Consider the following 23,602-nt stretch of genomic DNA (forward strand, 5'->3'; position numbering starts at 1 on the left):
TGGTCAATGGTTCGACGTGACCAAATCCTGATCTCTCCGCCTCTGGTTCGCCCCTCTGCGGAAGCGTATTCTGATGCCACCTCCTAGGACGAGGGCTCAGGAATGGTGAAGAGGCGGAAGCGCAGGCGCAGTTTTGGCGCGGCCTTGGGAGGGATCCTGGGATTCCTTGCAGCGAGTGTCCTGTGCGGCGTGCTGGCGGCCAGTCTTGTGATCCCGGCAGTGGCAGCGGCAGGAATAGGTGTCAGTTCCTCCATTGGCTTCTTCGAAAGCCTGCCTGCCGAGCTGACGGTGCAGCCGCCGTCGCAGGCCACTAGAGTCCTGACCTCCGACGGGCAGCCGATCGCCACCTTTTACGCGGAGAACCGCGTGAAAGTGCCGCTGGACCAGATGTCGCCCTTCATCAAGGACGGCATTGTCGCCATCGAGGACAGCCGGTTCTACGAGCACGCCGGTGTGGACCCGCAGGGAATACTGCGGGCGGTGGTGTCCAACCTGACCAAGGGCGGCGAGCAGGGTGCATCCACCCTCACGCAGCAGTACGTCACCAACATCCTGAACGAAGCGGAGCTTTCCCAGGACAGGCCGGACGCGGTGGTCCTGAACGGGCAGAAGAACCTTGGCGACAAGCTTCGCGAGATGAAGCTCGCCATCGCCTTGGAGAAGAAGTACACCAAGGACCAGATCCTTGAGGGATACCTCAATATCGTGTTCTTCAGCAGCAACGCCTACGGGATCGAAGCGGCAGCACGCTACTTCTTCAGCACCACCGCGAAAGACCTCACTCTTCCCCAGGCAGCCCTGCTGGCCGGCCTGGTCAACAGCCCAACCCTGTACAACCCGGCTACCAATCCGGACAAGTCGATAGTGCGCCGGAACCAGGTCCTGTCCGAGATGCTGCGCCTGCGCAAGATCACGCAGGTCCAGCACGACGAGGCCGTGGCCACCCCCATCCAGCTGAAGATCACGCCGCAACAGCAGGGCTGCGCCAATGCGGCCATGGCGCCGTACTTCTGCGATTACATCTCCCACCTGATCCTGAACAATCCCGCGTACGGGCCTACCGAGCCTGATCGTGAGCGGAGGCTGTTCCGCGGCGGCCTGACCATCGTCACCACCCTGGACAGCAGGCTCCAGGCCGCCGCCCAGGCCCAAGTGGACGGAACTGCGGCCGCCAATCCGGACCGGTGGGCAGCGTCACTGCTGACCATTCAGCCCGGCAGCGGGAAGATCCTGGCGATGGCGCAAAACACTGTGTTCCTCCCGCAACCCGGCAAGTTCGATACAAACCTGAACTTCAATGTTGACGCCAAGGACGCCCAGGGCAATGACCTGAACGGCGCCGGCGGGTTCCAGCCGGGGTCCACCATGAAGCCCTTCACGTTCGCGGAGTGGCTGAACGAGGGCAAGTCGATCACGGCCGAAGTGGACGCCTCGCGCCGGGTCTATCCCCTGGGCTTCGCGTGGAAGGACAGCTGCGGAAAGGTGCTGGGCGCCTACAGCACAGCGCAGGCTAACCCAGCCCTTGGTGCCGCCGATGACCTGCAGAACGCGGAGGACGGCTTCTACCGGCCCATGCCCGTCAATTACGGCCTGTATAACTCGATCAACACCGCCACCTTTGCGTCGGCATCCCAACTCGACTTTTGCGGCATCCAGAAGATGGTGGACTCCGTAGGCCTGCACAGCGGCCTGGACAGCACCCCGGTCAACATGCACCAGCTGGGCAATCTGCTGGGTGGCACCGGCGTGGCCCCACTCACCCTGGCCAATGCCTTTGCCACCTTCGCCACGGACGGCCGCTACTGTGCGCCCATTGGTCTTGTTGACGTTACGGATGCGGCAGGGGCAAAACTGCCCGCCCAGGCCCCCGACTGCCATGACGCCGTCAAACCGGATGTTGCCCGCGGCGTCAACTCGGTACTGCAGGACGTCCTGAAAAAGGGCTCCGGCGTCTGGATCAACCCGAAGGTGCAGGACAAGCTTCCTACCGCTGCCAAAACCGGCACGTCGAACAACAACGGGTCCACGTGGGTGGTGGGATACACCACCGGCCTGGTGACCGCGTCCTTCTTTGGCGATGCGCTGGAAGGCCAAAAGCGGGCAGGACAGAACGTAACCATCAACGGCACCTTCTACCCGAGCCTTGACGGGTACATGATTGCCGGGCCGCAGTGGGCCAACTACATGCTCAAGGTGGCGCCGCTCTATCCCGCAGCCCCGTTCGCGCCGCCGCCCGCTTCGATGATTGGGCCGAACCCGAACCCGAAGCCCTAGACCCGGCCCGTGAGCGCACCAAGCGGGCAGGCCCTGCCCCCGCCTGGGCCCCTTGCTCCCCGCGGTTACGACGGGCATTGAATGCACGACGGCGGTCCCGCGCGGCTGCGGGCACGGTCACCGCTGCTGGGGCACCGGTCCGTGTGCCGGGGAGTGGTGGTGCGGTGGAGTGGTAGGTGTGGCCGGTTGGGGTGGTGGTTGCCACGGTCTGGCGCGGGCCACGCACTGGTGTGGCTGTCCACCCGGGGTTTTCTTTGGTGTGGTTGCAGGCTTCGCAGAGCCCCTGGCCGTTATCGGCGCTGGTGGGTCCGCGATCGTGCCAGCCGGTGATGTGGTCGTGGTGGCGGATGGGTGCGTCGCAGTAGGGGGTGCGGCAGGTATCGTCCCGGACCTGCAGGAAGCGTTTGAGCCCCGGCGGGAAGAATCGGGCTTTGGACTCCATCGCCACCAGCTCCTCACTGCCCGGCGCGGTGTAGAGCCGCCGGACCCACACATTCAGGTCCTGGTGCGACTCGGCCTCCGGCGTTGCTGTTTGGGCGCCGGCCGCAGGGTTGGTGAGGGCAATGTTCCGCGCCCAGGCGGCGGGGATGGTGCCGTAGCCTGGCAGCCTTGCGGGCTCGGCATCGGCCTGCAGGAGGGTGCGGTCGGTCATGACGAGCTGGATCTCCACCCCGGTCACGCCACCCGGGGTGCCGGTGACGCGCTCGACGAGGGTGTCGGCCATGACCTGCCCCCGCGACCGGTCATCCCCGGCCGAGCGTGCCGTGTCGGCATCCTTGGTGAGGGCGGTGTAGGCCGCGACTCCCTGCGCGACCGGCAGCAACGCGGTCAGGTACGTCATGGTGTCCGGGGCCGGGCGCAGGCTCACGGTCCGTTCGGTCACGGCGCGTGCGGCCCGCTTCGCCACCGAGGCAGGGTCCCGCCGGTACGCCGCGGCCCGGACCGCGGCCACAATGGCCTTATCTCCCATCCCGTCCAGGGCGCCGGTGTCGGCTCCGAGTTCCTCATCCACCCCAGCCCGGTCCTCAGGGGTGAGGCAGATGGTTTCCTTCACGACCAGCGTGACCCGCCACTCATTCAACAACCCACTCCGGAACGCGGCGAAGGTGTGCGGCATCCCGGTCAGCGTTTTGGCCAGGCCCAGCAGCCGGGACCCCCGGGCCGGGGACTCCCGCCGGGCCAGCGCGATCTGCGCGGCGACCCCGGCGCCCTGCTCATCGGCCGGGACCCCGGCAACGGCCTGCTCCCGCCGCTGCTGACAATCAAACGCCACCGCGGTACCGGCCTGACGTGCCCCGGCAAAGCACTTCAGATCCTCCAGCCCGCGCATCTGGTCCATCATCCCCGCACCATCGGAAGCCAGCGGAACGGAACGCAACAGGGCCAGCACATCAGCAATCGAAGGCGCAGCAGCCGGGACCGGAAGCGCATCGTTGGCAGCCGGAACAGCAGACACGGATTGCGGCGGATCAGCAGGCGACAGCCTCGGAGGCTCTGCCTCCAGTACCGCCGCCGTCCCCACACCCACTTCCATAACCAAAGTCTTCCACCAGGGTGTGACAGTTACCGCGCACCAAAAGCCCTATGTGGAAAACAACTTTTGGCCGCTACTGTCACCACCCTCTGGCAGCATGGGGACCGTGAAGATCCTCGAGACCAAGCGGCTCATCCTGCGTCCATGGCAGCCGGACGACGCCGCCTTTGTACTGGACCTCTACTCCCGCTGGGAGGTGCAGCGCTTCATCGGCAACCATCCGCGGATCATGACCACTATTGCCGAGGCCCGGGAGCGCATCGATATCTGGCGCAGGCTGGACCATCCCGTCCACGCCGTCTGGGCCGTCCAGCTCAAGGACACTACCGAAAAACCAAAGCAGGACAAAGCCTCAGCCCAGCTCGCCGGGGCCCTGCTCCTCAAGTCCATACCGGCGTCGGGCTCTGAACTGCCCCTCCAACCTTCGGGTGATACGGAAATTGGCTGGCACTTCCACCCGGACCACTGGGGGAACGGCTACGCCACGGAGGCGGCACAGGCGGTTCTCAATCTCGCGTTCAGCAGCGGGCTGCCACGGGTTGTGGCGGTAACAAACCCCGCCAACACGGCATCGCAGCGTGTTTGCACCAGGATCGGGCTGGTTCACAGGGGGCAGACCGACAAGTACTACAACGCCCGCTGTGAGCTGTTTGAGCGGTGGAACCCCTTGTCCTAGGCTGGCCCCTTCCACAGACGCTTCCACCAGGAACGCTCCTGCTCCGGTTCGGCAGGAAGTTCCACAACCCGCGCCGCACGCCGGCTGCGCCAGCGCTCCACTTCCTCCTCCACGTCACGGGTCCTGGTGATCACGGGCGGCCCGCCCTGCAACTGCCGGCGGGCATCGATCACCCGCCGATTGAAATCCTGCAGGATGTCCCGGACCTGCTGTTCGGTGTATTGGGCGTCCAGCTTGGCATCAAGTTCGGCGTCCTCGCCGCGGAGCAGGATGGCCGCCGGGCCCAAGCCGCTGATGTTCTCCCGCTGGATCAGGCCCTTGACCCACCAGTCCGGATCGTAGGAATCGCCGAGGCCGGGAATCGGTTTGCCCGCGTACTTGAGGTTGTCGAACTTGCCCTGTGCCATGGCGTCGCGGACCAGGTATTCGGCACGGGCGGCGTCGCTGACTTTCCTGCGCTTCTCCCGCTCCTGCGCGTCGAGGGCATCCAGCTCGGCTTCTTCCTCGGCGCTGATGCCGGCGCCGCGGTATGAACGGACCTCTGCCGCCCGCTCCAGGCGCTTGCGGAAATCCCCTGCACCGCCGCTCATTGCCGCCACCGCCTTCCCTCGCTTGGTCCCCAGCTTCCAGTATTCAGCGGCGGGCTCGCGCGTTCAACGCCCAAGGTGGGCGTACGACGGCGGGACGTCCCGCCGTCGTACGCCCACCTGGCACAGTGGCAAAGATTGTGACAGCTGCGATGCGATCAGGCGTGGGCGTGCTCGGCCAGGATGCTGTCGATCTGGCCGACGGCCTCCTTGAGGCCCTCTTCCATGCCCATCGCCATGATCTGCTCAAGCTGTTCCTCAGACTCGAACGTGGACAGGATGGTCATGCGGGTCCGCACCCCCAGCGGCTCGAGGTTCACGGTTGCGTGGGAGATGCCCAGCTCGCCCGTGGGGTTGCCGTCGTTGTCCGCAAAACCGTCGTTGAACTCGAGCTGGCGCGGGGCGTCGATGCTGGTGAACTCCCACCAGCCGTGCGCCTTATCCCCTTCCGGCCCTGTCATGTAGTAGCTGGCCCTGCCGCCCGGCACGAAGTCATGCTTGTAGAAGGTCGCCGGATAGGTGGGCGGGCCCCACCAGCGCTCCAGCTGCCGCGGGTCCTCGAAGAGCTGCCAGACGCGTTCCACGCCGGCGTCGAACTCGGCAACAAGGGTAAGGCTCAGGGCCTCGGGGTTCTTTTCCGTACTGATGACTGTCATGGGAATACCTTCCTAACCTTCAGCGAGAATGTCTGCCATCCGGGCGGCGCGCTGCCGCCAGATGTGCTCGTATTCGTCGAGCAGCCGCCGGGCGTTCTGCAGGCCTTCATGATTACCCCGCACGATCTGCTCCCTTCCGCGCTTTTCCTTGGTGACCAGGGATGCGCGCTCCAACACCGCCACATGCTTCTGGACGGCGGCGAAACTCATGGCGTATAGGGCTGCCAGGCCGGAGACGGAGTATTCGCCGGCGGTGACCCGGCGGACAATGTCCCGCCGGGTGGAATCGGCGAACGCCTGGAAGAGGCGGTCAAGTTCGGTCCCGCTAAGCTGATCTACAACCATTTGGTTGTAGATTAGTCCTGCTGCGAGCCCAGGTCAATGGTTTCTTTCCTCCCCTCCCTGCTGGCCGGAGATGCCAGCCGGTATCTTGAAGCCCATGAGCATCTTCCTTGCCGGAGCGGGCCCGGATCCGATGGCTTTTCCGGACATCTTCGACCGGTTTGCGGGTGGCGTCCTGCAGCGTGCCACGCACGGCCGGACTCCCCGTATCGCCGTAGCCGTGCACCACGGCGGCGGAAGCCTGCAGGACCTCGTGGAGGCCTACGCGGGGCCGCTCCGCGCCCGGATTGGATGCGGGATCGTGGCTGTCCCGCTGGCGGCAGGCTGCCCGGCGGATCCCGCTGCCTTCAGCGATGTGGACGGCGTGGTGGTAGGCGGCGGTCTGACGCCGGCGTACTGGGACGGCCTGCGCCCAGCAGCCACTGCCATTTCCCGGGTGGTGACTGAAGGCGCGCCTTATCTGGGGTTCTCCGCAGGAGCCATGGTGACTCCAGGCCGGGCACTGATCGGCGGATACCGGATCAACAGAGTGGAAGTGTGCGGGGAGGAGTGCTCGGAGGGCCTCGATGCAGTGGACATCCGCGACGGCCTGGGGCTGGTCCCGTTCGCGGTGGATGTCCACGCAGCCCAGGCCGGAACGTTGAGCCGCGCGGTGGGTGCCGTGGCGTCAGGCCAGGTGGAATGGGCCGTCGCCATCGATGAGAACACGGCCATGGTGCTGGAATCAGCAGGAGCCAGGGACTACAGGGTCATCGGCACCGGCAACTGCTGGGATATCCGCGGAGTCAAAGGCGAAGCTGTCGTAGCCATCCGGGCAGCCGGCTGACCGCACCGGTCGGCATCCGGACCAATGGCCCCGGCGGTGCCGCGCTAGGAGTCGAAGTGGGTCTGGACGCTGCCGCCGGACAACTGCTCAATCAGCTCCTTGGCCACATCCCGCAGTTTCCGGTTGCGGTTGCTGGAGACCTTGGTGAGGATTTCCATCGCTTCTTCCTGCGAACACCGGTTTTGCGCCATGATCACGCCGCAGGCCAGGTTGATGGCGGTCCGGCTCTCAAGCGCCGCTTCGAGATCGTCGGCCCGGTTCTGCGCAGTGTGGATGCGGACCGAAAGGTGCAGCGTGTTGTGGGCAGCGGCGGCGAAGCCCACCGCCTTGTCATAGACGTCGGCGGTGAACATGCCCTGCTTGGTGGCGAAGAAGTTCAGGGCAGCACTGGCATCGCCACTGATTTCCAGTGGCACACCCAGGGTGCTCTGCACGCCCCGCCGGGCCAGTTCTTCGTTGTACTTGCGCCACCGGGGATCCCTCGCGACGTCGTCAACCAGCACAGGCGCCATCTCCCGCAGGGCACGGATACAGGGGCCATCCCCTATGGCCTGCTCGATTTGGTCCAGTTCAAGGGCGCGGGTACTGCTGCCCGCCGCGGTGGCGGGACGCCGCCGGAGTTTCAGGGTAACCGCGCACTCGATTTCATCGCCGGCAGCTTCGGATACTGCCGCTGCCGCCATTCCTGAGAGTCCAGACAGGAATTCCACGGCGTCTTCAGCACCCACCAGGACCTCCTGGAGGTGCTGGACGGTCTCATTGTCGGCAGGATTCAGCATGGGGTTCATCTTACGGTCACACCAGCGGCCTGCGTCAGCGTGTTGCACCGATCCGCAGCCTTAGCCTTCCAGGCCGGAAAGTCCCGTCATACCGCAAACGTTCGCAGGAGCGTAGTGTCAAAGGTAGGAGATTTCGGGATGGCGACAGGATCCAGGGGTTGAATGCACGGGCTGCCCGAGTTAAGAGCGGCCGCCACCAGCCGGGCACCCAGCGCCGGGCGCAATCCGGGATCGAGGCCTCATGGCCAACAACCGCCCACCGTCAATCATCGATGAGCACCAGAATCTTCCGGTACGAAACGCCGCCAAGGACTCCGGAATTTCAGCGTTGCCCCGCCGTGCGCCTTTCCGCGCACTGCCGAACGGAGGGCGGGGATGAACGCCGATTGGACCGGGGGCCCCGACCAGTTACTGGAAGCCGATGCACAACGGCGGGAAGCCGCCCAGCGTTTCCGTGACGCCCGGGTTCCGCTGATCGAACTGTGGACTTATTACTACGGCCTGGGCGGCGATGCCGACGAGGTGTCCCTGGACGCCTACCTCAACGAGGCACTGCATCTTCCAGCCGCCCAGGTGGGGCTGGTCACTACGGCCATGACGGAACTAACCGAAAATGAGGACGAATGACCGCCAAGGAGGGTCCATTCCAGGAGCCTGACGGCTTGGCTGCGGCAGAGGCGGACATATCGCTGCAGTATCTTGTCCTCGAAAGCCCGGACATCAAGGCGTTCCTCGGGGAACTGGCCACCGTGGCAGCCTCCCGGTTGTCCAGGCCCGGCAACTCCATCCACAGCGGCGTCACCGTCCTCCGGAAGAGGAAGCCCCATGCCGTGGCCGCGAGTGATGCCGCCGCCATGGCCCTGGATGAACTGCAGAACGGTTTTAGCCAGGGCCCGTGCCTCACGGCCCTTCGCCAGAGGAGCACGGTCCTGGTGCCCGACGTCACCGCGGAGACCCGCTGGGGACCCTATATCCGGACGGCGGAAGAGCACGGCGTGTCCTCGATCCTCGCAGTCCCGCTTGACCTCTCGGGGGACGCCGAGGCGGTGCTCAATATCTACTCGGGGTGCAGCAATGGATTTTCAAGCGGGGACGTCGCCGTTGCGGAGACATTCGCGCGGCAGGCGGCAAGCTCCCTGCGGCTGATCCTGCGAATTTCGCAGCTCAGCGAAGCCAGGGACGACCTGTCCGCGGCGACGCAGTCACGCACCGTGATCGACATGGCCATCGGGGCGATCATGGTCCGGAACCGCTGCGACCGGGACACTGCCTTCAGCATCCTGACGCGGACTTCGAGCGCAAGGAACCTCAAGCTCCGCGAAGTGGCCGCAACGGTCATCGCCGCCATCTCCGGCGAGGAAAGTATCACCACCCCTGTCGACGGGCAGGCCGTGTCGCCGCTCACACGTGATGAGAAACACTCGCAATAAATGCGCCATTTGGTTGAGTCGGTTCATTCGGCGCGGGCACTATGGATGTGCAGGGCCGGAACCATTCGCCCTTGACATCCTGGTGACGCAACGAGGCCCACCGGTGAGCACAGGCCACCGACCCTCCGAGCGCGGACAGGCCATTGCCGGACATCAAACCGGCTTGACACAGGAAAGTACTGAACAATGACGTTTAACACTGCCGAATCCGTGACGCTGAAGATCTGGGACCGGACCTCACTCCACGAAACCCTTGATTCCGCGGTCTCCGACCTCTCCTCGCGCCACAACACCACCACCTGCCGCATCGCCGTCACCTGCAGCGGCCCCAACACCTTCACCCTGAGCGTGCGCGGGGACGAGCCGGCACTGGCCCTCTAAGGCGCCCACCCTCTACGAGGTCCACCCCCAAGGGCGCGGACGACGACGGGACCCACCCGGCGTCGTCCGCGTCCTTTTTGCCGCCCCGGAGCAATAACGACGGTCATCACACAAATTCCTGCGTGAGGTTTTCCTTCCCCGCTGCGTCCTTACTTGTGAGGGCGGACAAGGCGCCCTGGAACCCTGTTCCAGAACGAAAGAGGAGCGACGAAATGACCACGCAGACCCAAAACCCCGCAACGGTCCAGCAGGCGAAGGCCGCTGCCGCCCCCACCCACGAGCTTTCCCCTGCCGACGGCAACGACGGCCGGGGACGGACCACCGTGGCAGACGGCGTGGTGGCCAAGATCGCCGGCATCGCCATACAGGAGATCGAAGGCGTGCATGCCCTTGGCGGTGGCGCAGCCCGCGCCCTTGGAAACCTCCGGGAAAAGGTGGGCCAGAAGGACCTCACCCAGGGCGTCAGCGTCGAGGTGGGCCAGACCCAGGTTGCCGTTGACGTGACCCTCGTGGTGGAGTACCCGCACCCCCTTCAGCAGGTGGCCGACAACGCCCGGGACGCCGTCTATTCCGCCGTTGAGGACCTGGTGGGCATGGAAGTCACCGAAGTCAACATCACCATCACGGACATCCACCTCCCGTCCGACGGCGACGACACGGACGACGCCGCCCGCGAACCGAGGGTTGCATGACCCCGGTGGTTGCCGGCGCAGCGGCCGGAACCATCCTGGCGCTGGCCGCGCTGACCTTCGGATTCTGGGGCTTCCTGCTGACGGCGATCTTCATGGGAGCCGGTGCCGCCCTGGGCAGGGCAGCCGAAGGACGGCTGGACCTCGCCGCGGTGCTGGACGCGCTGCGCGGCCGGCGCTCGTCGTCGTGACCGTGCAGGCGCACGCCCGCCGAGGTCACACCCGGATCGCGCAGGCCGCCCTGCGGCACACCATGGAAGCGGTGGCCGCCGACGCATTCGGAGTCAGGCGGGATGACGTCTTTGCGACCCTCAAGGATGACACGGGGAGGCTGGGAGTGGACCTCCTGGTCCGGCTCCCGCCTCCCCCGCTGACCAGACGCGTCCTTGGCGCACAGGAGCAGCACTCTGCATTCGAACGGGCCAGCATCGCAAGGCTGAGGATCTCTTCGATGGGTCAGCAGGTGACCGGCATGGAGTGCGGCCGGATCAATATCCGCCTCGCCGGGGCAGGCCGACCAGTCCCGGAAAAACGCGTGGACCACCGACAGGGCAGGAGGAAGCCGTGAACCAGACCCGTCTCACACAGCGGATCATCCGCCGGGAAACGCATTCATCCCGCGCCGCGCTGTCCGTGGTCACCGCAGCCCTGCTGTTGGCGGCTTGCCTGTGGCTGGGGACCGAAAGCACCCTCTGGCTGTTGGGGCAGCCCGCACTGTTGGCATCCCCCGGCGACGTGGCACGGCTCCTTGTTGGTGTGCCACAGGCAGGCCTGGTGGCAGGAGGTGCACTCCTCGCCGTGGCGGGCGCAGGCCTTCTGCTTGTCGCGGTCAAGGGTGGGCGCCGGGGCCGCCGCTCCATGGGCAGCGACCGCGCCGCGCTGGTGGTGGACGATGAAGCCATTGCCGCCGCCATCGCACGCAAGGTTCGCCTGGCCGCCAATCTTGCCCCGGAGCAGGTGGCCGCGACGGTGACCCGCCGCCGTGCGCTGGTAAATGTCCGGCCGACGTCGGGCGTCACCTTGGAGCGCAACGTCCTGGCAGAGGCGGCCGCGGGAGAAGTTGCCTCCCTCCGCCTCCACAAGAAACTTGCGGTGGAGGTCCGGGTTGCCGTGGAAGGAGCGGTGGGGCGATGAACAACACGAACCGGGCGATGAACCGGCTCTTCCTGGCCGCCGCCGGGCTGGTGCTGCTGTGCGCAGGTGCCCTGGCTGCAGGTGCCGGACTGGTCCCTGGCCTCCGGGAGCAATGGGGTGCCGTTGGCGCTGGCCTGCCGGACACCTGGCAGGCCCTGCTCCGCACGGCCCCGGCGCCCGAACCCCTGGGCAGCTGGTGGGCGCTCGGCGTGCCTGCACTGCTGCTCCTGGGCGCGGTGGTCAGTGTCCTCTGGATCGCCCGGCAGGGCGGCGGACGGACCGGCACTGCGGCGCAGGCACACGATCAGGAAGTCGGGGACACGGCAGTGGATGTCTCCTACCTGGCCGCAGCTGTGGAGGAGGCGCTGGAAGGCAGCCGGGCCGTCGTCGGAAGCTCGCTGACCGCGTGGCACGTCCCGGGAAAGCGGAGCGGATCCCAAGGCAACGGCCTCCGGCTCACGCTGCAGGCACGCAAGGGCGCTTCCCCGCGGGAAGTGGCGGACCTCGCAGAAGAACTGGTCAGTGCAATAGACGCGCTGCTGGGTCATCGCAGCACTGTTCTGGTCCGAATAGGAAGTGGAGCCAGGACAAAGCTGGCCGGCGCACACCGCGCGGGCTAGCGAAGAAGATACGAAACGACTGAAGGGAAAAGCACCATGGGACTCGATGACAAGCTCAACAACGCAGCCACCAACCACCTCGGCGCCGCCAAGGAAGGCGCAGGAAAGCTGACCGGCAACGGGGAACTGGAACGCGAGGGGCAGCGGGACCAGGCCCAGGCCCAGCTGCAGGACGCGGCAGAGAAGGTGAAGGACGCTGCCAAGGGAATCGGCAGCAACCTCAAGGACGCCGCGGCCAAGGTCAAAGAGGGCTTCAGCAAAGAGTAGCCCGTTGCCCCAGCGGCAGGCCTGTGCCGACTCCACGGCGCGGGCCTGCCGCCCGTCAGGCCTTCGCGCCGCAAATGAAAGCAGAATTCGGTGACAGGTTCACCCTTGGTGCGGGACCATCTGGACCTGGTCCCCGATGCCATCCTGGCCGGCAGGGCAGCCGACGGCGATATTGCAGCATTCGAGTCCCTGGCCCGCCGCTACGGTCCACACATGCGGGCATCCGCGCGCCGGCTGACCGGCTCGTACGCGGACGCGGACGACGTGGTGCAGGAGGTGCTGGTCCAGGCCTGGCAGCAGCTGGACACACTGCGGGAGCCCGCAGCCGTGAAGGGCTGGCTGCTGCGGCTCACCGGCAGCCGGAGCATCGACCTGTTGCGCAGGCGCAGGACCCATGCCAGCCTGGACGGTCCCGAAGAAGGCGCACCCTTGGACGCTGTATCCGCGGGAGCCGGGCCGGAAACAACGGCCGTGGCTGGCGCCGGCATCGAATCGCTGAAGGCTGCACTGGGTACGCTGCCCGAAGAGCAGCGCCGCTGCTGGATCCTGAAGGAAATCAACGGCCAGAGCTACGACGAGATTGCCCAGACGCTGAACATCAGCCCAGCCAGCGTCCGGGGGCGGCTTGCCCGGGCCCGGATTACACTGGTCCGCGAAATGGAAGGTTGGCGATGAGCATGCCCGACGACACGTTTGAGTGCGGCCACACGCTCGAGGAACTGAACCTCTACCTGGACACCGGCGAATTCCCCGACCTGCCCCACTTGGGCTCCTGCCCGGAGTGCCGAACCGGCCTCGATTCCCTCCGGCGGCTCTCGGCGGCCGGAGACGAGCTCTTTGCCAGCGACATCGCAGCGGCCGGCGGCGGCAGCGACGACTGGATGAAGGACATCCTGGCCAACCTGGCGCTGGAACTGCGGCCCGGACGGAGCATCCCCCTGCGCTCCGACGATCCTGCCGACACCCTTTCCGAAACCGAGGGTTCGGTCATTGCCCTGGTCCGGTCAGTGGCGGACAGCCTGCCCGGGGCGGTGGCCGGAAAGGTCCGGTTGGAAGGCGATGTCACCGTTCCGGGCGAACCTGTTGCGGTACGCCTGGACCTTGCGGTCCGGTTCGGCCATCCCCTTATGGCCAGCGCGGCCTCACTGCGGCAGGACCTGGCAGGGACGCTGGCCCGCCATACCGAACTGAACATCTCCGCGATCGACATCACCATCACCGACGTCATCGAAGCTCCCCGGGAGGAACTGTGACCACCGCTTTGCAGCAGGCCATCATGGCGGTCGACGGCGTTACTGAAGTCTTTCCCGCACAGAACCTATGGCAGCGCCTCCCTGGGCGTGCGGCCTCGCTGCTGCAGCGGAACAATGCTGATGCCGCGCCGCTGGTGGAAATCCGGGACGAAGGCGGCCGCGCCCAGGCCGTTGTCCGGATCGGCGTCAGCCCGGACGCCCGGACGCCGGAGGTGGTGCGGGCCGTGGCCGTCGCCGTCCGCAGACATTTCACTCCCGGGGAAGTATCCGCCAAGGTCACGGTGGTGCGGATTGCTTCCACACGATGACCCGCCACCTCGGAACGGCGTAGCATTCGTCAGGTATGCGCAGCCGGCCCGGGAGGGATTAGTTGAACAGCGAACGGAAACCACGTCGGTTCAGTCTCCAGTCCCTGGAGCTGCCCGTCATCCAGGCGCCCATGGCGGGTGGCCCCTCCACCGCGCAGCTGGCAGCGGCCGTGAGCGAAGGCGGCGGGCTGGGCTTCGTTGCGGCGGGTTATAAAACCGCGGCAGCCATGCGCGCTGAGATCGACGCAGTCAGGTCCCTTACGGACCGGCCTTTCGGGGTCAACCTGTTCGTCCCCCAAGCCTCTGTCATCAGCCACGCGGCCCTACAGCAGTACACCGAATCGCTGGCCCCGGACGCGGAACGCTTCGGCGTCAGCCTCGGCGAGCCACGGCACGACGATGATGGCTGGGACAAGAAGCTCGAGGTCCTGCTGGACCTGGCACCGGCTGTGGTGTCCTTCACGTTCGATTTTCCCGGCGCAGACGTTGTGGAGGCCCTGAAGAAACGGGGGGTTTACGTCATGGCCACGGTGACCAGCCGGGAAGAGGCCCTCCAGGCACTGACCCGGGGCGCTGACGCCCTGTGCGTCCAGGGCCCGGAAGCCGGCGGCCACCGCGGAACGTTCTCCGCAGCCGAAGCCCCTCCCGAGATGCCCCTGCACGGGATCCTCGGGGAACTGTCCGATCTGGAGATGCCCCTCATCGCAGCGGGCGGAATTGCCACCTCCGGGCACACCCGGGCTGCGCTCGCCGTGGGTGCCGCGGCGGTCCAGGCCGGCACGGCGTTCCTCCGGGCCGATGAAGCAGGAACCAAGCCGGCGCACCGGGCGGCGCTGGCGTCGCCGGAGCATTTCACCACCACCGCCGTCACCCGTGCCTTCTCAGGCCGCAATGCCCGCGGCCTGTACAACGAGTTCATGCGCCGCCACGATGGCGATGCCCCCTACGGCTACCCGGAAATCCACCACCTCACCACTCCCCTGCGTGCCGCGGCAGCGGTTGCAGGGGATCCGCACTGGCTGAACCTGTGGGCCGGCATCAACTACCGGAACACTGTTGAGGGCTCCGCCGCCTCAATCCTGGCGAGCCTTCGGCCCTGAGGCTTGGCCCGCCGTCGTCCGCTTTTTAAAGCCCGACGGCGGGCCGGCCCCTTTCGGAGCCGGCCCGCCGCGCGTGCGTGGTGCCTTAGAGGGTGGCGGTGTCGATCACGAAGCGGTACCGGACGTCCGAAGCGAGGACGCGCTCGTAGGCATCGTTGATCTTCTCGGCCGGGATGACCTCGATCTCGGCGCCCAGGCCGTGCTCGGCGCAGAAGTTGAGCATCTCCTGGGTCTCGCGGATGCCACCGATCATGGAACCGGCGAAGGAACGGCGTCCGCCGATCAGTGCGAAGGCGTTGACCGGAAGCGGCTCGGCGGGGGCACCGACGTTGACCATGGCGCCGTCAAGCTTGAGCAGGCCAAGGTAGGAGCTGATGTCGATTGAGGCGCTGACCGTGTTGATGATCAGGTCGAACTGGCCCGCGAGCTGCTCGAAGGTGGCAGGATCGCTGGTGGCGAAGTAGCTGTCGGCACCGAGGCGCAGCCCGTCTTCCTGCTTCTTCAGCGACTGCGACAGGACCGTCACGTCCGCGCCCATGGCGTGGGCGAGCTTGACGGCCATGTGGCCAAGTCCGCCGAGGCCGACGACGGCAACCTTCTTGCCGGGACCGGCACCCCAGTGCCGCAGCGGGGAGAACGTGGTGATGCCGGCGCACAGCAGCGGTGCGGCGACGTCGAGCTCGATTCCCTCGGGGATGGTGACGACGAAGTCCTCGGTCACCACAACGTGGGTGGAGTAGCCGCCCTGGGTGATGGTGCCATCACGGTCCACGGCGCCGTACGTGCCAACGTTGCCCTTAAGGCAGTACTGCTCCTCGCCCTTCTGGCAGTTGACGCACTCCTTGCATGAGTTGACCATGCAGCCAACACCAACGCGGTCACCAACCTTGTGCTTGGTCACCTCTGCGCCCACCTCAGTGACGATGCCCGAGATTTCGTGGCCGGGCACCAGGGGATACTGCTGCGGGCCCCAGTCGCCGCGGACGGTGTGGATGTCCGAGTGGCAGATGCCGGCGAACTTGATGTCGATCAGGACGTCATGGGGACCCACTTCGCGGCGCTCAATAGTGGTTGCCACCAGGTCCTCCGTGGCGGACGGGGATGCATAAGCCTTGACGGTAGTCATGGTTCTCCTGTGATCTGTTGGGGGATAGCTAAATGCTATAAGGGCTTGCCTGGTGAAACCCTGTGTATGGGCACAGCCAAGGTGGCCCTGTTGTAACTGGTCTTGTGAGTCCTACCCTTGGCGGCCATCGTGACCGGCCACGGCAGGACTGCGGTCACGGGCGGAGCAGCACCTTGATGGCGCGGCGTTCGTCCATGGCCTTGTACGCCTCTGCAGCCTGGTCCAGTGGCAGTTCGAGATCGAACACCTTCCCGGGGTTGATGTCACCACGGAGGATCAGGTCGATCAGCTCGGGCAGGTACTGCCGGACCGGGGCGGGCCCGCCGTGCAGGTGGACGTGCGAGTAGAACAGGTCCCGGCCGGGCAGCGCCACATCATGGGACACGCCCACAAAGCCGACGTGGCCTCCCGCACGGGTGGCATGAATGGCCTGCAGCATCGATTCCTGCGTGCCCACGGCTTCGATGACGGAGTGCGCACCCAGGCCGCCGGTGAGTTCCTTGATCTTCTGCACGCCGGCGTCCCCGCGCTCCTCGACGATGTCGGTGGCGCCAAATTCGCGGGCCAAGGCCTGCCGGTCGGCGTGGCGGGACATGGCGATAATCCGTTCGGCGCCCATCTGCTGTGCGGCCAGGACGCCCAAAAGTCCCACGGCGCCGTCGCCCACTACAGCCACGGTCTTCCCCGGTCCCACCTCGGCCGCCTTGGCGGCAAACCATCCTGTTCCCAGGACATCGGAGGCGGCAAGCAGCGACGGAACCTTGTCGGCGTCGGGCATTCCCGGCGTGGCCACCAGGGTGCCGTCCGCCAGCGGGACGCGCAGGTACTCGGCCTGCGCGCCGCCCACGCCCTGCCGGTGGATGCAGCCGCTTTGGTAGCCGGAGCGGCAGATCTCGCAGGTGTTGTCCGACGCAAAAAAGGATCCGACGACGAACTGGCCCGGCTTGACGTTCTTGACGTCGGCGCCGGTTTCCTCGACGATCCCGACGTATTCGTGGCCCATAGCCCGCGGCTCGTGCAAGGTATCCGCGCCGCGGTAGGGCCACAGGTCGGACCCGCACACGCAGGCGGCAACAACCTTAATGACCGCGTCTGTGGGCTGCTGGATGGCGGGCCTGTCCCGGTCCTCGACGCGCACGTCTCCGGGGGCGTGCATGATTGCTGCGCGCATTCTGGTCCTCCAAATGGTGTGATGGCTGAAAGCGGACCATCCCATCAAACCCCGCCGGCGGACCGTTAGCGAGGGCCCTGCTGTAACTGGTTCTGGCAGAACCTCCTTACGGTTCTGGCATTCGTCGTAACGTGTTCCCTATGGATAACCGAGCCGAGGTCCGGCAGTTCCTCTCCTCACGCCGTGGGCGGATCACCCCGGAGCAGGCAGGCATCGAACCCTACGGCGGCCGACGCCGCGTACCGGGGCTCCGGCGCGAGGAAGTGGCGCGGCTGGCAGGCGTCAGCATTGACTACTACACGCGCCTGGAACGGGGAAACCTCAGCGGCGTTTCGGACAGCGTCCTGGACGCCATCGCCGGCGCCCTGGAACTGGACCGCGCCGAGCATGACCACCTCTATGACCTGGCCCGGGCGGCCAACACGTCGGGCCGCAAGCGGGCCGCGAGCGCCGGCGGTTCCGCACCGTCAAAGGTCCGGCCCGAGCTGCAGTACCTCCTGGACGCCATCACGGACGCGCCTGCTTTCATCGGCAACAACCGCCTGGACATCGTGGCCGCCAACACCCTGGGCTACGCCCTGTACTCGGATATGTACCGCAACCCGTCACGGCCGGCCAACCATTCCCGGTTCATCTTCCTTGACCCCCGCGCGCACAACTTCTACACGGACTGGGACCGGGCGGCCAACACCAACGTGGCCATCCTGCGGCGGGAGGCCGGCCGCAATCCCCATGACAAGGGCATTGCAGAACTTATCGGTGAACTGTCCATGCGCAGCGACGAGTTCCGCACGCTCTGGGCAGCGCACAACGTCCGCCGCCATTACGCGGGGACCAAGTTCTTCCAGCATCCCGTGGTGGGACTCCTCGAGCTGAACTACCAGGTGCTGGGCCTGGAGGAGGACCCGGGACATACCCTCACCGTTTATCCGGCCACGCCCGGCAGCCCCTCGGCGGAGGCCCTCAAGCTCCTGGCCTCCTGGGCAGTAACCGAGAACATCGTGGAAACGGCGCAGGCAAAGGTAGGCAGCCAGAAGTTCCCGGCGGGCTGACTCGGAGGTGGCTCTATGAGTCGGCGCCGGGCTCGTAGCCAATGAGCCAGTGGAGTCCGTAACGGTCGATGACCTGGCCGTCGGAGGCGCCCCAGGGCTTGGCGGCAAGGGCGTCCACCACCTGGCCGCCGGCACTGAGTTTGTTGAACCACTCGTGGAGAACGGCAGGCTCGGCGGTACCGAGCAAGGAGAGCATTACGCCTTCAAGCCGGACGCTCTTGCCGCCCGGCGGGGTATCCGACCCCGCCAGCGCAACGGCGCCGCTGAGTTCGCCGTGCGCTATGGCATCCGGTGCACCATCCGTCCGGCCGAAATCCGCATTCGTGTGGAGGGAAAGCTCGCCGCCAAAAACGCCCGCGTAAAAGCCCAGGGCCTCACGGGCCGTGCCGGGAAAGCTGACATAGATCTGGGGTGCGGTCATGCGGCCAGCCTACAGACACCAAGCTTCGGTGTGACCGCGTGCTGCACAGGCGCGGGGGCTACGGAAGGTTCGACGTCGGCCCGGACGGCTCAGCGTCCGCCCGCCGTCGTCCTGCCAGCTCGCCGAAGCGGTCCACGGTCTGCTGGGCAGCACGGTACAGGGCGGGGTCCGACCACGGCGCCCGCGCCCAGGCGCCCACCGCAGCCAGGGCTTCGGCCAGCACTGTGGCGGCCTGCGGCCTTGCGGGCATTCCCTGCGCCAGGATCGCCGCCCGGTCTGCCTCCAAGGTGTCCGCCATGGTCTTGGTGCTGACCCGCTGCCAGATATCCGGGACCGCATCCACGTCCACCAGCCGATTCCGGAGAGGCCAGTTACCCACGAACCGGGCCACCCATGCCTGGTGCCGCTTTTCGTAATCCTTCCTGCGGTGCCGGTTCCTCCACTGCCGGTAGGCACCGAAGGCGATCCCGCACGGGACCAGGACAGCGAGCCATATGAGGGCCCGGCCGGCGTCCTCCGCCTGGCCATACCGCGCTGCGTCGGAGTACACGCTCAGCAGGCCGCCGGCAATCAACCAGGGCACGATCCAGCTGACGCCCAGGATGGCATGCCGCCGTTGCTGCCCCGTGGTGGCGAACATGGCGGGCGCCGGTTCTGCGGCATCCATTGCCTCAGCTTCGGTAAGGCCGGTGTTCAGCAGCCTGGTGGTGCCGGCACCCGGCATGCCCGATTTGTCCGGCACGTCCACGTAGACCGGCGGCAGGCCCGTCAGGTCCCGTGAAGCTTGGTTGACCAGCTCTCCCATGTTTCCCCCATCACCACCGCGGTTTTCCGTCCACCCCGTCCGGACTTTCAGAGTCTACGGTTACACGGGCTCCAGGCGGGTAGTCCTTAGACTGGCCAGTGGATGTTGTATGCCAGGACTGATGAAGGAGTAGAAAATGAGTGGAGTAGTTGTTGTAGGCGTGGATGCCAGCCCGTCGGCACGGAAGGCTGCAGAAGTAGCGCTGGGCCTGGCGGAGTCGTTGGGGGCGTCCCTGCATGTGGTGACGGCCTTCGAAATGGAGAACGCCGAAACCTTCGGCGTGGGCTCGGACAAGGTACGGATCTCCAACGCGGACAGCTCGGAGATGGTGGCAAAGTCCCTGGGCGCATCGCGCCCGGGAGTGGAGATCACGCACTTCGCTGCCCGCGGCAAGCCCGCTGATGCGCTGATCAAGGAAGCCATCCGCCTGGACGCCCGGGTGATTGTGGTGGGCAACCGCAGGATGCGCGGCATCGGCCGGCTCCTGGGGAGCGTCGCCAACAGCGTGGCGCACAACGCCCCGTGCGATGTCTACATCGCCAACACCTACGAGGACTGACCCCTCCCAAGGGGAAGAGCGGACGACGACGGAACTTCCCGTCGTCGTCCGCTCTCCTTGTCCGGGGCCGGGACGGTCAGGCGCCGTATTCCTCGTCGGTCACATGATCAAGCCAGGTGACAACCTGTCCGTTCGCGTCCGCCTCCTGCATGGCGACATGCGCCATGAACCGCTCCGGGGTGGCCCCGTGCCAGTGCTCCTCCCCCGGCTCGATGTAGACCACGTCGCCGGGACGGATCTCCTGGATGTCCCCGCCGCGGCGGGCTACCAGCCCGACGCCGTCTGTCACGTACAGGGTCTGGCCCTTGGGGTGGTGGTGCCAGGCGGTGCGGGCGCCGGGGGCAAAGCGGACGTGCGCGCACCCAATGGCTGACTGATCATCAGGGTTCCGGATGCCATCAATCTGCACCGTCCCCGTGAACCAGTCCTTCGGCCCGGCTGCTGTCTGCCCGCCGCTCTTGGTGTACTTCATGTTCTCCTCCTGCTGTTTCGGGTTACTGGTGAGTTTGTTGGTAGGTCATAACGTCCCGCGGGTGGCGGCCGCCGTGACCCGGGAGGTCACGAACGCGAGGACGGACGCCACCGCAAGGACCGCTGCGGCCACCAGGAAGGCGCCGCGATAGCCGGCGGAGTCGAACAGCACGCCCCCCAGGGTTGATCCGACAGCGATCGAGGTCTGGACAACTGCCACCATCAGGCCCCCACCGGCCTCAGCATCATCCGGCATGGCTTCCGCGATCCAGCTCCACCAGCCCACTGGCGCAGAGGTGGACATCAGGCCCCACAAGCCCAGGAGGACCACGACGGCGGCGATCCAGCCACCGGTGGGAACAAGGACAGCGGCGATGACCGCCATGAGCGCCGGAATGGTGATCAGCGTCCGGTACAGGCCCTTCCCGAGGAAACGGCCAATCAGCAGGGTGCCCGCAAAACCCGCCACACCGATCACCAGCAACACCAGGGACACCGTGGCCACGTTGACGCGGGTCACCGTCTCCAGGAATGGGCGGACGTAGGTGAACAGGACGAATTGGCCCATGAAGAAGGAGCCGCAGGCGGCCATCCCCCAGGCGATGGGCCGGCTTTTGAAGGCGGCAAAAATGCCGAAGACGTTCCCGGACGCCCGCGTGCGCTTTTCCACCTTCATGGAAGGAAGGCTGATCCATTGCCAGACCAGCGCGATCACCGCCACCGGAACCAGGGAAAAGAACGCTCCACGCCAGCCGATGACGGAGCCCAGGTAGCTGCCCAGGGGTGCCGCCAGCACCGTGGCCAGGGCATTGCCGCCATTGAAGATCGCCAGGGCACGCGGCACCTGGTGGGCCGGCACCAGCCGCATGGCGGTAGCTGCGGACATGGACCAGAACCCGCCGATCACCACCCCAATGAGGGCGCGGCCAACCATGAAGAGCAGGTACCCCGGTGCCAGGGCAACCAAGGCTCCGGAGACAGCCATCACCGCGGTCAGGCCCAGCAGCAGGGTCTTGCGGTTCATGCTGCCTGCGAGCGTGGACACCGACAGGCTGGTGAGGACGGCAAACAGGCCGGAGATCGCAATGCCCTGCCCCACCATCCCCTCGGAGACCTGGAGTTCGGACGCCATCGGGGTGAGCAGGCTGACGGGCATGAATTCGGAAGCGATCAACGCGAAGACGCACAGCGACATCGCGAAGACGCCGCCCCAGTGGGCCGGGCGCTGCACGCCTGCTTTTTGGGGCGCGCTGGTGCTGGTGACGGTTGTTTCGGGGGCCATGCCTTCCATCAAACCGTTCTCCCGGAGCCCTAGCGAGGGCCCTGCTGAAACGGGTTTTGGCAGACCCCCCTTACCGCGGCACTGACGACGCCGGAACCTCCCGCCGTCGTCCGCTATCCGCTTCCGGCGGCTGCGGCTTGTAAACCCAGGCAACCAACACCACGGAGATGATCATCAGCAGGAACCAGGCCACGAGTTTCTCCAGGCCCACAGGGTGCCAGCCGTCCACCTGACTGGGGTAGAGCCAGGCGCCGGACCACGTGGCGATGTTCTCGGCGAGCCAGATGAACAGCGCCACCAGCAGGAAGGACACCACGAGCGGCATCCGGAACTCCCGGCGGAACACGCGGAAGTGCATCACGCACCGGCCAAAGACCAGCACGACGGCGGCGAGCAGCACCCAGCGCAGGTCCCAGATGTAGTGGTGGGAAAAGAAGTTGGCGTAGATGGCCGCGGCGAGGATGGCGGTGACCCAGCGGCGGGGGTAGGCGGCGAACTTCAGGTCGAAGAGCCGGTACACGCGCACCATGTACGAGCCCACGGCGGCGTACATGAACCCGCTGAAGAGCGGCACGGCGCTGATGCGCAGAACGCCTTCGGCCTCGTAGGACCAGGAGCCCATGTCGGTCTTGAACAGCTCCATCACGGTCCCCACCAGGTGGAACAGGACGATGACCCGCAGTTCCCGCAGGGTTTCGAGCTTGAACGCCACCATCAGGATCTGGATGACGACGGCGGCGATGGTCAGGAAGTCGTTGCGCGCCAGCCCCGCGGAGTCCGGGTACCAGAGCCTCGCTGCCATGAGCACCGCCAGCAGCGCCGCGCCGAAGATGCAGGCCCAGCCCTGTTTGAGGCCAAAAACGACGAACTCGGTGAATTTTGCCTTGACGGCCCCGGCCGGAGCTGTGGCCAGGAAGCGGCGGGCGCGCTCGTCGATCCGCTGCTCCACGGGTGTGGAACTACGCACTGATCCCCTGACGCTGGCTAGGCTGGCGGTTCCTGTCCAGGTCCCTGCCGAGTTTGTTGAGGCAGTAGTTCTTGTAGGAATGCCGGAGCCGCTGCGGCAACCGCGGATAGGTGAGGGCAAGGATGCGCATGGTGCGGTGGAAGCGGCGCTCCTGCCTGCCGCTCCAGTCCAGGCCGAAGTCCTGCCGCAGCTGGCCTGGGAGGAGGCCGGCGGTCAGGAACCTCGCCGCGGGCATGATGCCCCGGTACCACCAGGGGACGTTGGCGGGGTGCAGCAGGTCCCTTGCGACCTGCAGCGCTGCCTCGCCTGCGCGCAGGCAGCCCAGCTGCTCTTCCCAGTAGCGGCGAAACGCTGCCCTGTCTTTCGGCCACATGTCCGGCGGCAACTGGAGGGCCGTGCCGAGCCGTGCGTAGTGCTGGTAGATGGCGTCGGCGGCGTCGTCGTCGAGCGGGCCATAGATTTTCCCGATCACGGTACTCGCCGTGTCGTATAGCGTGGCCGCCACCCATAACTGCAAATTGGGATCGAAGGCGCTGTAACCGTTGGAGGTCTGGTTTGCAGCCCGGCGGACGGGTGCGTGCGCGCGGTTGACCCGGCGGCGGACCTCGTTCGCCTGCTCTTCGCTGCCGTAAGTGATGGCGTACACGTACGTCAGCGTGCTGTTGAGCCTGTCCAGCGGATGTGCTGCGAACGTGCTGTTCTCGGCAACTCCGCGGCCTACTGACGGATGGGCGAGCTGCAGAAGGATGGCGCGTCCGGCCCCGGCAAGCAGGATGGCTTCCGCACCGTATTCAACCGCTCCGTCCGCCATGTGAAAAGGGTACCGTCAGGGGCAGGACAGTGGGACGGGGCCTTTGGCCCCTTGTCCCGGCGGACCCCTGCCCGCGGCATC

31 protein-coding genes are annotated in these 23,602 nt (G+C 66.4%); 18 read left to right on the forward strand and 13 right to left on the reverse strand.

All coding sequences use genetic code 11. The annotated features are described in order from the left end of the window. Positions 1–102: 102 nt before the first annotated feature. Positions 103–2,274 carry a transglycosylase domain-containing protein gene (locus ACTAQI_RS13440; protein ID WP_457946516.1) on the forward strand — a complete coding sequence of 724 codons (2,172 nt, stop codon included), beginning with the start codon at positions 103–105 and terminating at the stop codon, positions 2,272–2,274. On the opposite strand, the gene ACTAQI_RS13445 is transcribed toward ACTAQI_RS13440, so the two are convergent. Beyond that, positions 2,189–3,808, reverse strand: a complete 1,620-nt coding sequence (locus ACTAQI_RS13445) for an HNH endonuclease (protein ID WP_457946517.1) — start codon at positions 3,806–3,808, stop codon at positions 2,189–2,191. The two genes, ACTAQI_RS13440 and ACTAQI_RS13445, sit on opposite strands and share 86 nt — an antisense overlap. A 97-nt stretch (positions 3,809–3,905) precedes the next feature. Here ACTAQI_RS13445 and ACTAQI_RS13450 point away from each other — a divergent pair, with 97 nt between their 5' ends. Beyond that, complete coding sequence (locus ACTAQI_RS13450) at positions 3,906–4,484, forward strand: GNAT family N-acetyltransferase (protein WP_457946518.1); 579 nt, start codon at positions 3,906–3,908, stop codon at positions 4,482–4,484. Here the strand turns inward: ACTAQI_RS13450 and ACTAQI_RS13455 are convergent. The 3 genes from ACTAQI_RS13455 to ACTAQI_RS13465 form a co-directional block, all read right to left on the reverse strand. Beyond that, complete coding sequence (locus ACTAQI_RS13455) at positions 4,481–5,074, reverse strand: DnaJ family domain-containing protein (protein WP_457946520.1); 594 nt, start codon at positions 5,072–5,074, stop codon at positions 4,481–4,483. The two genes, ACTAQI_RS13450 and ACTAQI_RS13455, sit on opposite strands and share 4 nt — an antisense overlap. A 155-nt stretch (positions 5,075–5,229) precedes the next feature. Then, positions 5,230–5,727 carry an SRPBCC family protein gene (locus ACTAQI_RS13460; protein WP_457946521.1) on the reverse strand — a complete coding sequence of 166 codons (498 nt, stop codon included), beginning with the start codon at positions 5,725–5,727 and terminating at the stop codon, positions 5,230–5,232. A gap of 12 nt (positions 5,728–5,739) precedes the next feature. Then, positions 5,740–6,072, reverse strand: a complete 333-nt coding sequence (locus tag ACTAQI_RS13465; protein WP_457946523.1) for an ArsR/SmtB family transcription factor — start codon at positions 6,070–6,072, stop codon at positions 5,740–5,742. Between the two features lie 94 nt (positions 6,073–6,166). Between ACTAQI_RS13465 and ACTAQI_RS13470 the strand changes: the two genes are divergently transcribed. Then, complete coding sequence (locus ACTAQI_RS13470; RefSeq protein ID WP_457946524.1) at positions 6,167–6,895, forward strand: Type 1 glutamine amidotransferase-like domain-containing protein; 729 nt, start codon at positions 6,167–6,169, stop codon at positions 6,893–6,895. Positions 6,896–6,939: 44 nt separating this feature from the next. On the opposite strand, the gene ACTAQI_RS13475 is transcribed toward ACTAQI_RS13470, so the two are convergent. Then, a complete protein-coding gene (locus ACTAQI_RS13475) occupies positions 6,940–7,674 on the reverse strand; it encodes a GAF and ANTAR domain-containing protein (protein WP_457946526.1) in 735 nt (244 codons plus the stop codon). A gap of 375 nt (positions 7,675–8,049) precedes the next feature. Here ACTAQI_RS13475 and ACTAQI_RS13480 point away from each other — a divergent pair, with 375 nt between their 5' ends. From ACTAQI_RS13480 to ACTAQI_RS13540, 13 genes are all read left to right on the forward strand, one after another. Beyond that, on the forward strand, positions 8,050–8,301 hold the full coding sequence (locus ACTAQI_RS13480; protein ID WP_457946527.1) for a hypothetical protein: 252 nt from the start codon (positions 8,050–8,052) through the stop codon (positions 8,299–8,301). After that, positions 8,298–9,104 (forward strand): ANTAR domain-containing protein, encoded by an 807-nt coding sequence (locus tag ACTAQI_RS13485; protein ID WP_457946528.1) that lies wholly within the window; start codon positions 8,298–8,300, stop codon positions 9,102–9,104. The genes ACTAQI_RS13480 and ACTAQI_RS13485 overlap by 4 nt, the downstream gene beginning before the upstream one ends. A 186-nt stretch (positions 9,105–9,290) precedes the next feature. Then, positions 9,291–9,485, forward strand: a complete 195-nt coding sequence (locus ACTAQI_RS13490) for a hypothetical protein (protein ID WP_457946530.1) — start codon at positions 9,291–9,293, stop codon at positions 9,483–9,485. A gap of 212 nt (positions 9,486–9,697) precedes the next feature. Continuing rightward, complete coding sequence (locus tag ACTAQI_RS13495) at positions 9,698–10,177, forward strand: Asp23/Gls24 family envelope stress response protein (RefSeq protein WP_457946532.1); 480 nt, start codon at positions 9,698–9,700, stop codon at positions 10,175–10,177. Further along, on the forward strand, positions 10,174–10,365 hold the full coding sequence (locus ACTAQI_RS13500; protein WP_457946534.1) for a DUF2273 domain-containing protein: 192 nt from the start codon (positions 10,174–10,176) through the stop codon (positions 10,363–10,365). The genes ACTAQI_RS13495 and ACTAQI_RS13500 overlap by 4 nt, the downstream gene beginning before the upstream one ends. Further along, the gene (locus tag ACTAQI_RS13505) at positions 10,362–10,742 is read left to right on the forward strand and encodes a hypothetical protein (RefSeq protein ID WP_457946535.1); all 381 of its coding nucleotides are present in this window, start codon (positions 10,362–10,364) and stop codon (positions 10,740–10,742) included. The genes ACTAQI_RS13500 and ACTAQI_RS13505 overlap by 4 nt, the downstream gene beginning before the upstream one ends. Continuing rightward, the gene (locus tag ACTAQI_RS13510) at positions 10,739–11,308 is read left to right on the forward strand and encodes a hypothetical protein (RefSeq protein ID WP_457946537.1); all 570 of its coding nucleotides are present in this window, start codon (positions 10,739–10,741) and stop codon (positions 11,306–11,308) included. Before ACTAQI_RS13505 ends, ACTAQI_RS13510 begins: the two co-directional genes overlap by 4 nt. Further along, positions 11,305–11,928, forward strand: coding sequence for a hypothetical protein (locus ACTAQI_RS13515; RefSeq protein WP_457946539.1), 624 nt, complete (start codon positions 11,305–11,307; stop codon positions 11,926–11,928). Before ACTAQI_RS13510 ends, ACTAQI_RS13515 begins: the two co-directional genes overlap by 4 nt. Before the next feature lie 36 nt (positions 11,929–11,964). Then, positions 11,965–12,195 (forward strand): CsbD family protein, encoded by a 231-nt coding sequence (locus tag ACTAQI_RS13520; RefSeq protein ID WP_457946541.1) that lies wholly within the window; start codon positions 11,965–11,967, stop codon positions 12,193–12,195. A 90-nt stretch (positions 12,196–12,285) separates the two neighbouring features. Next, positions 12,286–12,870 (forward strand): RNA polymerase sigma factor, encoded by a 585-nt coding sequence (locus tag ACTAQI_RS13525; protein ID WP_457946543.1) that lies wholly within the window; start codon positions 12,286–12,288, stop codon positions 12,868–12,870. Continuing rightward, positions 12,867–13,448, forward strand: coding sequence for an Asp23/Gls24 family envelope stress response protein (locus tag ACTAQI_RS13530; RefSeq protein ID WP_457946545.1), 582 nt, complete (start codon positions 12,867–12,869; stop codon positions 13,446–13,448). The genes ACTAQI_RS13525 and ACTAQI_RS13530 overlap by 4 nt, the downstream gene beginning before the upstream one ends. Then, the gene (locus ACTAQI_RS13535; RefSeq protein WP_457946546.1) at positions 13,445–13,756 is read left to right on the forward strand and encodes a hypothetical protein; all 312 of its coding nucleotides are present in this window, start codon (positions 13,445–13,447) and stop codon (positions 13,754–13,756) included. The genes ACTAQI_RS13530 and ACTAQI_RS13535 overlap by 4 nt, the downstream gene beginning before the upstream one ends. 62 nt (positions 13,757–13,818) lie before the next feature. Beyond that, positions 13,819–14,856, forward strand: a complete 1,038-nt coding sequence (locus ACTAQI_RS13540; RefSeq protein ID WP_457946548.1) for a nitronate monooxygenase — start codon at positions 13,819–13,821, stop codon at positions 14,854–14,856. 85 nt (positions 14,857–14,941) lie between these two features. Here ACTAQI_RS13540 and ACTAQI_RS13545 read toward each other — a convergent pair whose 3' ends face one another. Together ACTAQI_RS13545 and ACTAQI_RS13550 are read right to left on the reverse strand one after the other, a co-directional pair. Beyond that, complete coding sequence (locus tag ACTAQI_RS13545) at positions 14,942–15,982, reverse strand: NAD(P)-dependent alcohol dehydrogenase (RefSeq protein ID WP_457946549.1); 1,041 nt, start codon at positions 15,980–15,982, stop codon at positions 14,942–14,944. Positions 15,983–16,136: 154 nt separating this feature from the next. Continuing rightward, positions 16,137–17,153 (reverse strand): zinc-dependent alcohol dehydrogenase family protein, encoded by a 1,017-nt coding sequence (locus tag ACTAQI_RS13550; protein WP_457946550.1) that lies wholly within the window; start codon positions 17,151–17,153, stop codon positions 16,137–16,139. 140 nt (positions 17,154–17,293) lie between these two features. Here ACTAQI_RS13550 and ACTAQI_RS13555 point away from each other — a divergent pair, with 140 nt between their 5' ends. Then, positions 17,294–18,205: a helix-turn-helix transcriptional regulator gene (locus tag ACTAQI_RS13555; RefSeq protein ID WP_457946551.1), complete on the forward strand. Its 912-nt coding sequence runs from the start codon at positions 17,294–17,296 to the stop codon at positions 18,203–18,205. 13 nt (positions 18,206–18,218) lie between these two features. Here ACTAQI_RS13555 and ACTAQI_RS13560 read toward each other — a convergent pair whose 3' ends face one another. Both ACTAQI_RS13560 and ACTAQI_RS13565 read right to left on the reverse strand, forming a co-directional pair. Continuing rightward, entirely contained in the window at positions 18,219–18,626 is a 408-nt protein-coding gene (locus ACTAQI_RS13560; protein ID WP_457946553.1) for a VOC family protein, read from the reverse strand. 58 nt (positions 18,627–18,684) lie between these two features. Then, the gene (locus ACTAQI_RS13565) at positions 18,685–19,431 is read right to left on the reverse strand and encodes a hypothetical protein (protein ID WP_457946555.1); all 747 of its coding nucleotides are present in this window, start codon (positions 19,429–19,431) and stop codon (positions 18,685–18,687) included. Positions 19,432–19,567: 136 nt separating this feature from the next. Between ACTAQI_RS13565 and ACTAQI_RS13570 the strand changes: the two genes are divergently transcribed. Beyond that, complete coding sequence (locus ACTAQI_RS13570; protein ID WP_457946557.1) at positions 19,568–19,990, forward strand: universal stress protein; 423 nt, start codon at positions 19,568–19,570, stop codon at positions 19,988–19,990. A gap of 76 nt (positions 19,991–20,066) precedes the next feature. Here the strand turns inward: ACTAQI_RS13570 and ACTAQI_RS13575 are convergent, their stop codons facing one another. From ACTAQI_RS13575 to ACTAQI_RS13590, 4 genes are all read right to left on the reverse strand, one after another. Next, complete coding sequence (locus ACTAQI_RS13575) at positions 20,067–20,462, reverse strand: (R)-mandelonitrile lyase (RefSeq protein ID WP_457946559.1); 396 nt, start codon at positions 20,460–20,462, stop codon at positions 20,067–20,069. Positions 20,463–20,507: 45 nt separating this feature from the next. Next, positions 20,508–21,743, reverse strand: a complete 1,236-nt coding sequence (locus ACTAQI_RS13580; RefSeq protein ID WP_457946560.1) for an MFS transporter — start codon at positions 21,741–21,743, stop codon at positions 20,508–20,510. 70 nt (positions 21,744–21,813) lie between these two features. After that, positions 21,814–22,710, reverse strand: coding sequence for a DUF817 domain-containing protein (locus ACTAQI_RS13585; RefSeq protein WP_457946561.1), 897 nt, complete (start codon positions 22,708–22,710; stop codon positions 21,814–21,816). Next, positions 22,703–23,521: an oxygenase MpaB family protein gene (locus tag ACTAQI_RS13590; protein ID WP_457946563.1), complete on the reverse strand. Its 819-nt coding sequence runs from the start codon at positions 23,519–23,521 to the stop codon at positions 22,703–22,705. Before ACTAQI_RS13590 ends, ACTAQI_RS13585 begins: the two co-directional genes overlap by 8 nt. Positions 23,522–23,602 lie beyond the last annotated feature (81 nt).

Source organism: Pseudarthrobacter sp. alpha12b, assembly GCF_054130495.1.

Excerpts from the sequence above, each read along its gene's own strand:
- ACTAQI_RS13440 (WP_457946516.1), top strand. The coding sequence starts at position 103 with ATGGTGAAGAGGCGGAAGCGCAGGCGCAGTTTTGGCGCGGCCTTGGGA.
- ACTAQI_RS13445 (WP_457946517.1), bottom strand. The coding sequence starts at position 3,808 with ATGGAAGTGGGTGTGGGGACGGCGGCGGTACTGGAGGCAGAGCCTCCG.
- ACTAQI_RS13450 (WP_457946518.1), top strand. The coding sequence starts at position 3,906 with ATGGGGACCGTGAAGATCCTCGAGACCAAGCGGCTCATCCTGCGTCCA.
- ACTAQI_RS13455 (WP_457946520.1), bottom strand. The coding sequence starts at position 5,074 with ATGAGCGGCGGTGCAGGGGATTTCCGCAAGCGCCTGGAGCGGGCGGCA.
- ACTAQI_RS13460 (WP_457946521.1), bottom strand. The coding sequence starts at position 5,727 with ATGACAGTCATCAGTACGGAAAAGAACCCCGAGGCCCTGAGCCTTACC.
- ACTAQI_RS13465 (WP_457946523.1), bottom strand. The coding sequence starts at position 6,072 with ATGGTTGTAGATCAGCTTAGCGGGACCGAACTTGACCGCCTCTTCCAG.
- ACTAQI_RS13470 (WP_457946524.1), top strand. The coding sequence starts at position 6,167 with ATGAGCATCTTCCTTGCCGGAGCGGGCCCGGATCCGATGGCTTTTCCG.
- ACTAQI_RS13475 (WP_457946526.1), bottom strand. The coding sequence starts at position 7,674 with ATGCTGAATCCTGCCGACAATGAGACCGTCCAGCACCTCCAGGAGGTC.
- ACTAQI_RS13480 (WP_457946527.1), top strand. The coding sequence starts at position 8,050 with ATGAACGCCGATTGGACCGGGGGCCCCGACCAGTTACTGGAAGCCGAT.
- ACTAQI_RS13485 (WP_457946528.1), top strand. The coding sequence starts at position 8,298 with ATGACCGCCAAGGAGGGTCCATTCCAGGAGCCTGACGGCTTGGCTGCG.
- ACTAQI_RS13490 (WP_457946530.1), top strand. The coding sequence starts at position 9,291 with ATGACGTTTAACACTGCCGAATCCGTGACGCTGAAGATCTGGGACCGG.
- ACTAQI_RS13495 (WP_457946532.1), top strand. The coding sequence starts at position 9,698 with ATGACCACGCAGACCCAAAACCCCGCAACGGTCCAGCAGGCGAAGGCC.
- ACTAQI_RS13500 (WP_457946534.1), top strand. The coding sequence starts at position 10,174 with ATGACCCCGGTGGTTGCCGGCGCAGCGGCCGGAACCATCCTGGCGCTG.
- ACTAQI_RS13515 (WP_457946539.1), top strand. The coding sequence starts at position 11,305 with ATGAACAACACGAACCGGGCGATGAACCGGCTCTTCCTGGCCGCCGCC.
- ACTAQI_RS13520 (WP_457946541.1), top strand. The coding sequence starts at position 11,965 with ATGGGACTCGATGACAAGCTCAACAACGCAGCCACCAACCACCTCGGC.
- ACTAQI_RS13530 (WP_457946545.1), top strand. The coding sequence starts at position 12,867 with ATGAGCATGCCCGACGACACGTTTGAGTGCGGCCACACGCTCGAGGAA.
- ACTAQI_RS13545 (WP_457946549.1), bottom strand. The coding sequence starts at position 15,982 with ATGACTACCGTCAAGGCTTATGCATCCCCGTCCGCCACGGAGGACCTG.
- ACTAQI_RS13550 (WP_457946550.1), bottom strand. The coding sequence starts at position 17,153 with ATGCGCGCAGCAATCATGCACGCCCCCGGAGACGTGCGCGTCGAGGAC.
- ACTAQI_RS13555 (WP_457946551.1), top strand. The coding sequence starts at position 17,294 with ATGGATAACCGAGCCGAGGTCCGGCAGTTCCTCTCCTCACGCCGTGGG.
- ACTAQI_RS13560 (WP_457946553.1), bottom strand. The coding sequence starts at position 18,626 with ATGACCGCACCCCAGATCTATGTCAGCTTTCCCGGCACGGCCCGTGAG.
- ACTAQI_RS13565 (WP_457946555.1), bottom strand. The coding sequence starts at position 19,431 with ATGGGAGAGCTGGTCAACCAAGCTTCACGGGACCTGACGGGCCTGCCG.
- ACTAQI_RS13570 (WP_457946557.1), top strand. The coding sequence starts at position 19,568 with ATGAGTGGAGTAGTTGTTGTAGGCGTGGATGCCAGCCCGTCGGCACGG.
- ACTAQI_RS13575 (WP_457946559.1), bottom strand. The coding sequence starts at position 20,462 with ATGAAGTACACCAAGAGCGGCGGGCAGACAGCAGCCGGGCCGAAGGAC.
- ACTAQI_RS13580 (WP_457946560.1), bottom strand. The coding sequence starts at position 21,743 with ATGGCCCCCGAAACAACCGTCACCAGCACCAGCGCGCCCCAAAAAGCA.
- ACTAQI_RS13590 (WP_457946563.1), bottom strand. The coding sequence starts at position 23,521 with ATGGCGGACGGAGCGGTTGAATACGGTGCGGAAGCCATCCTGCTTGCC.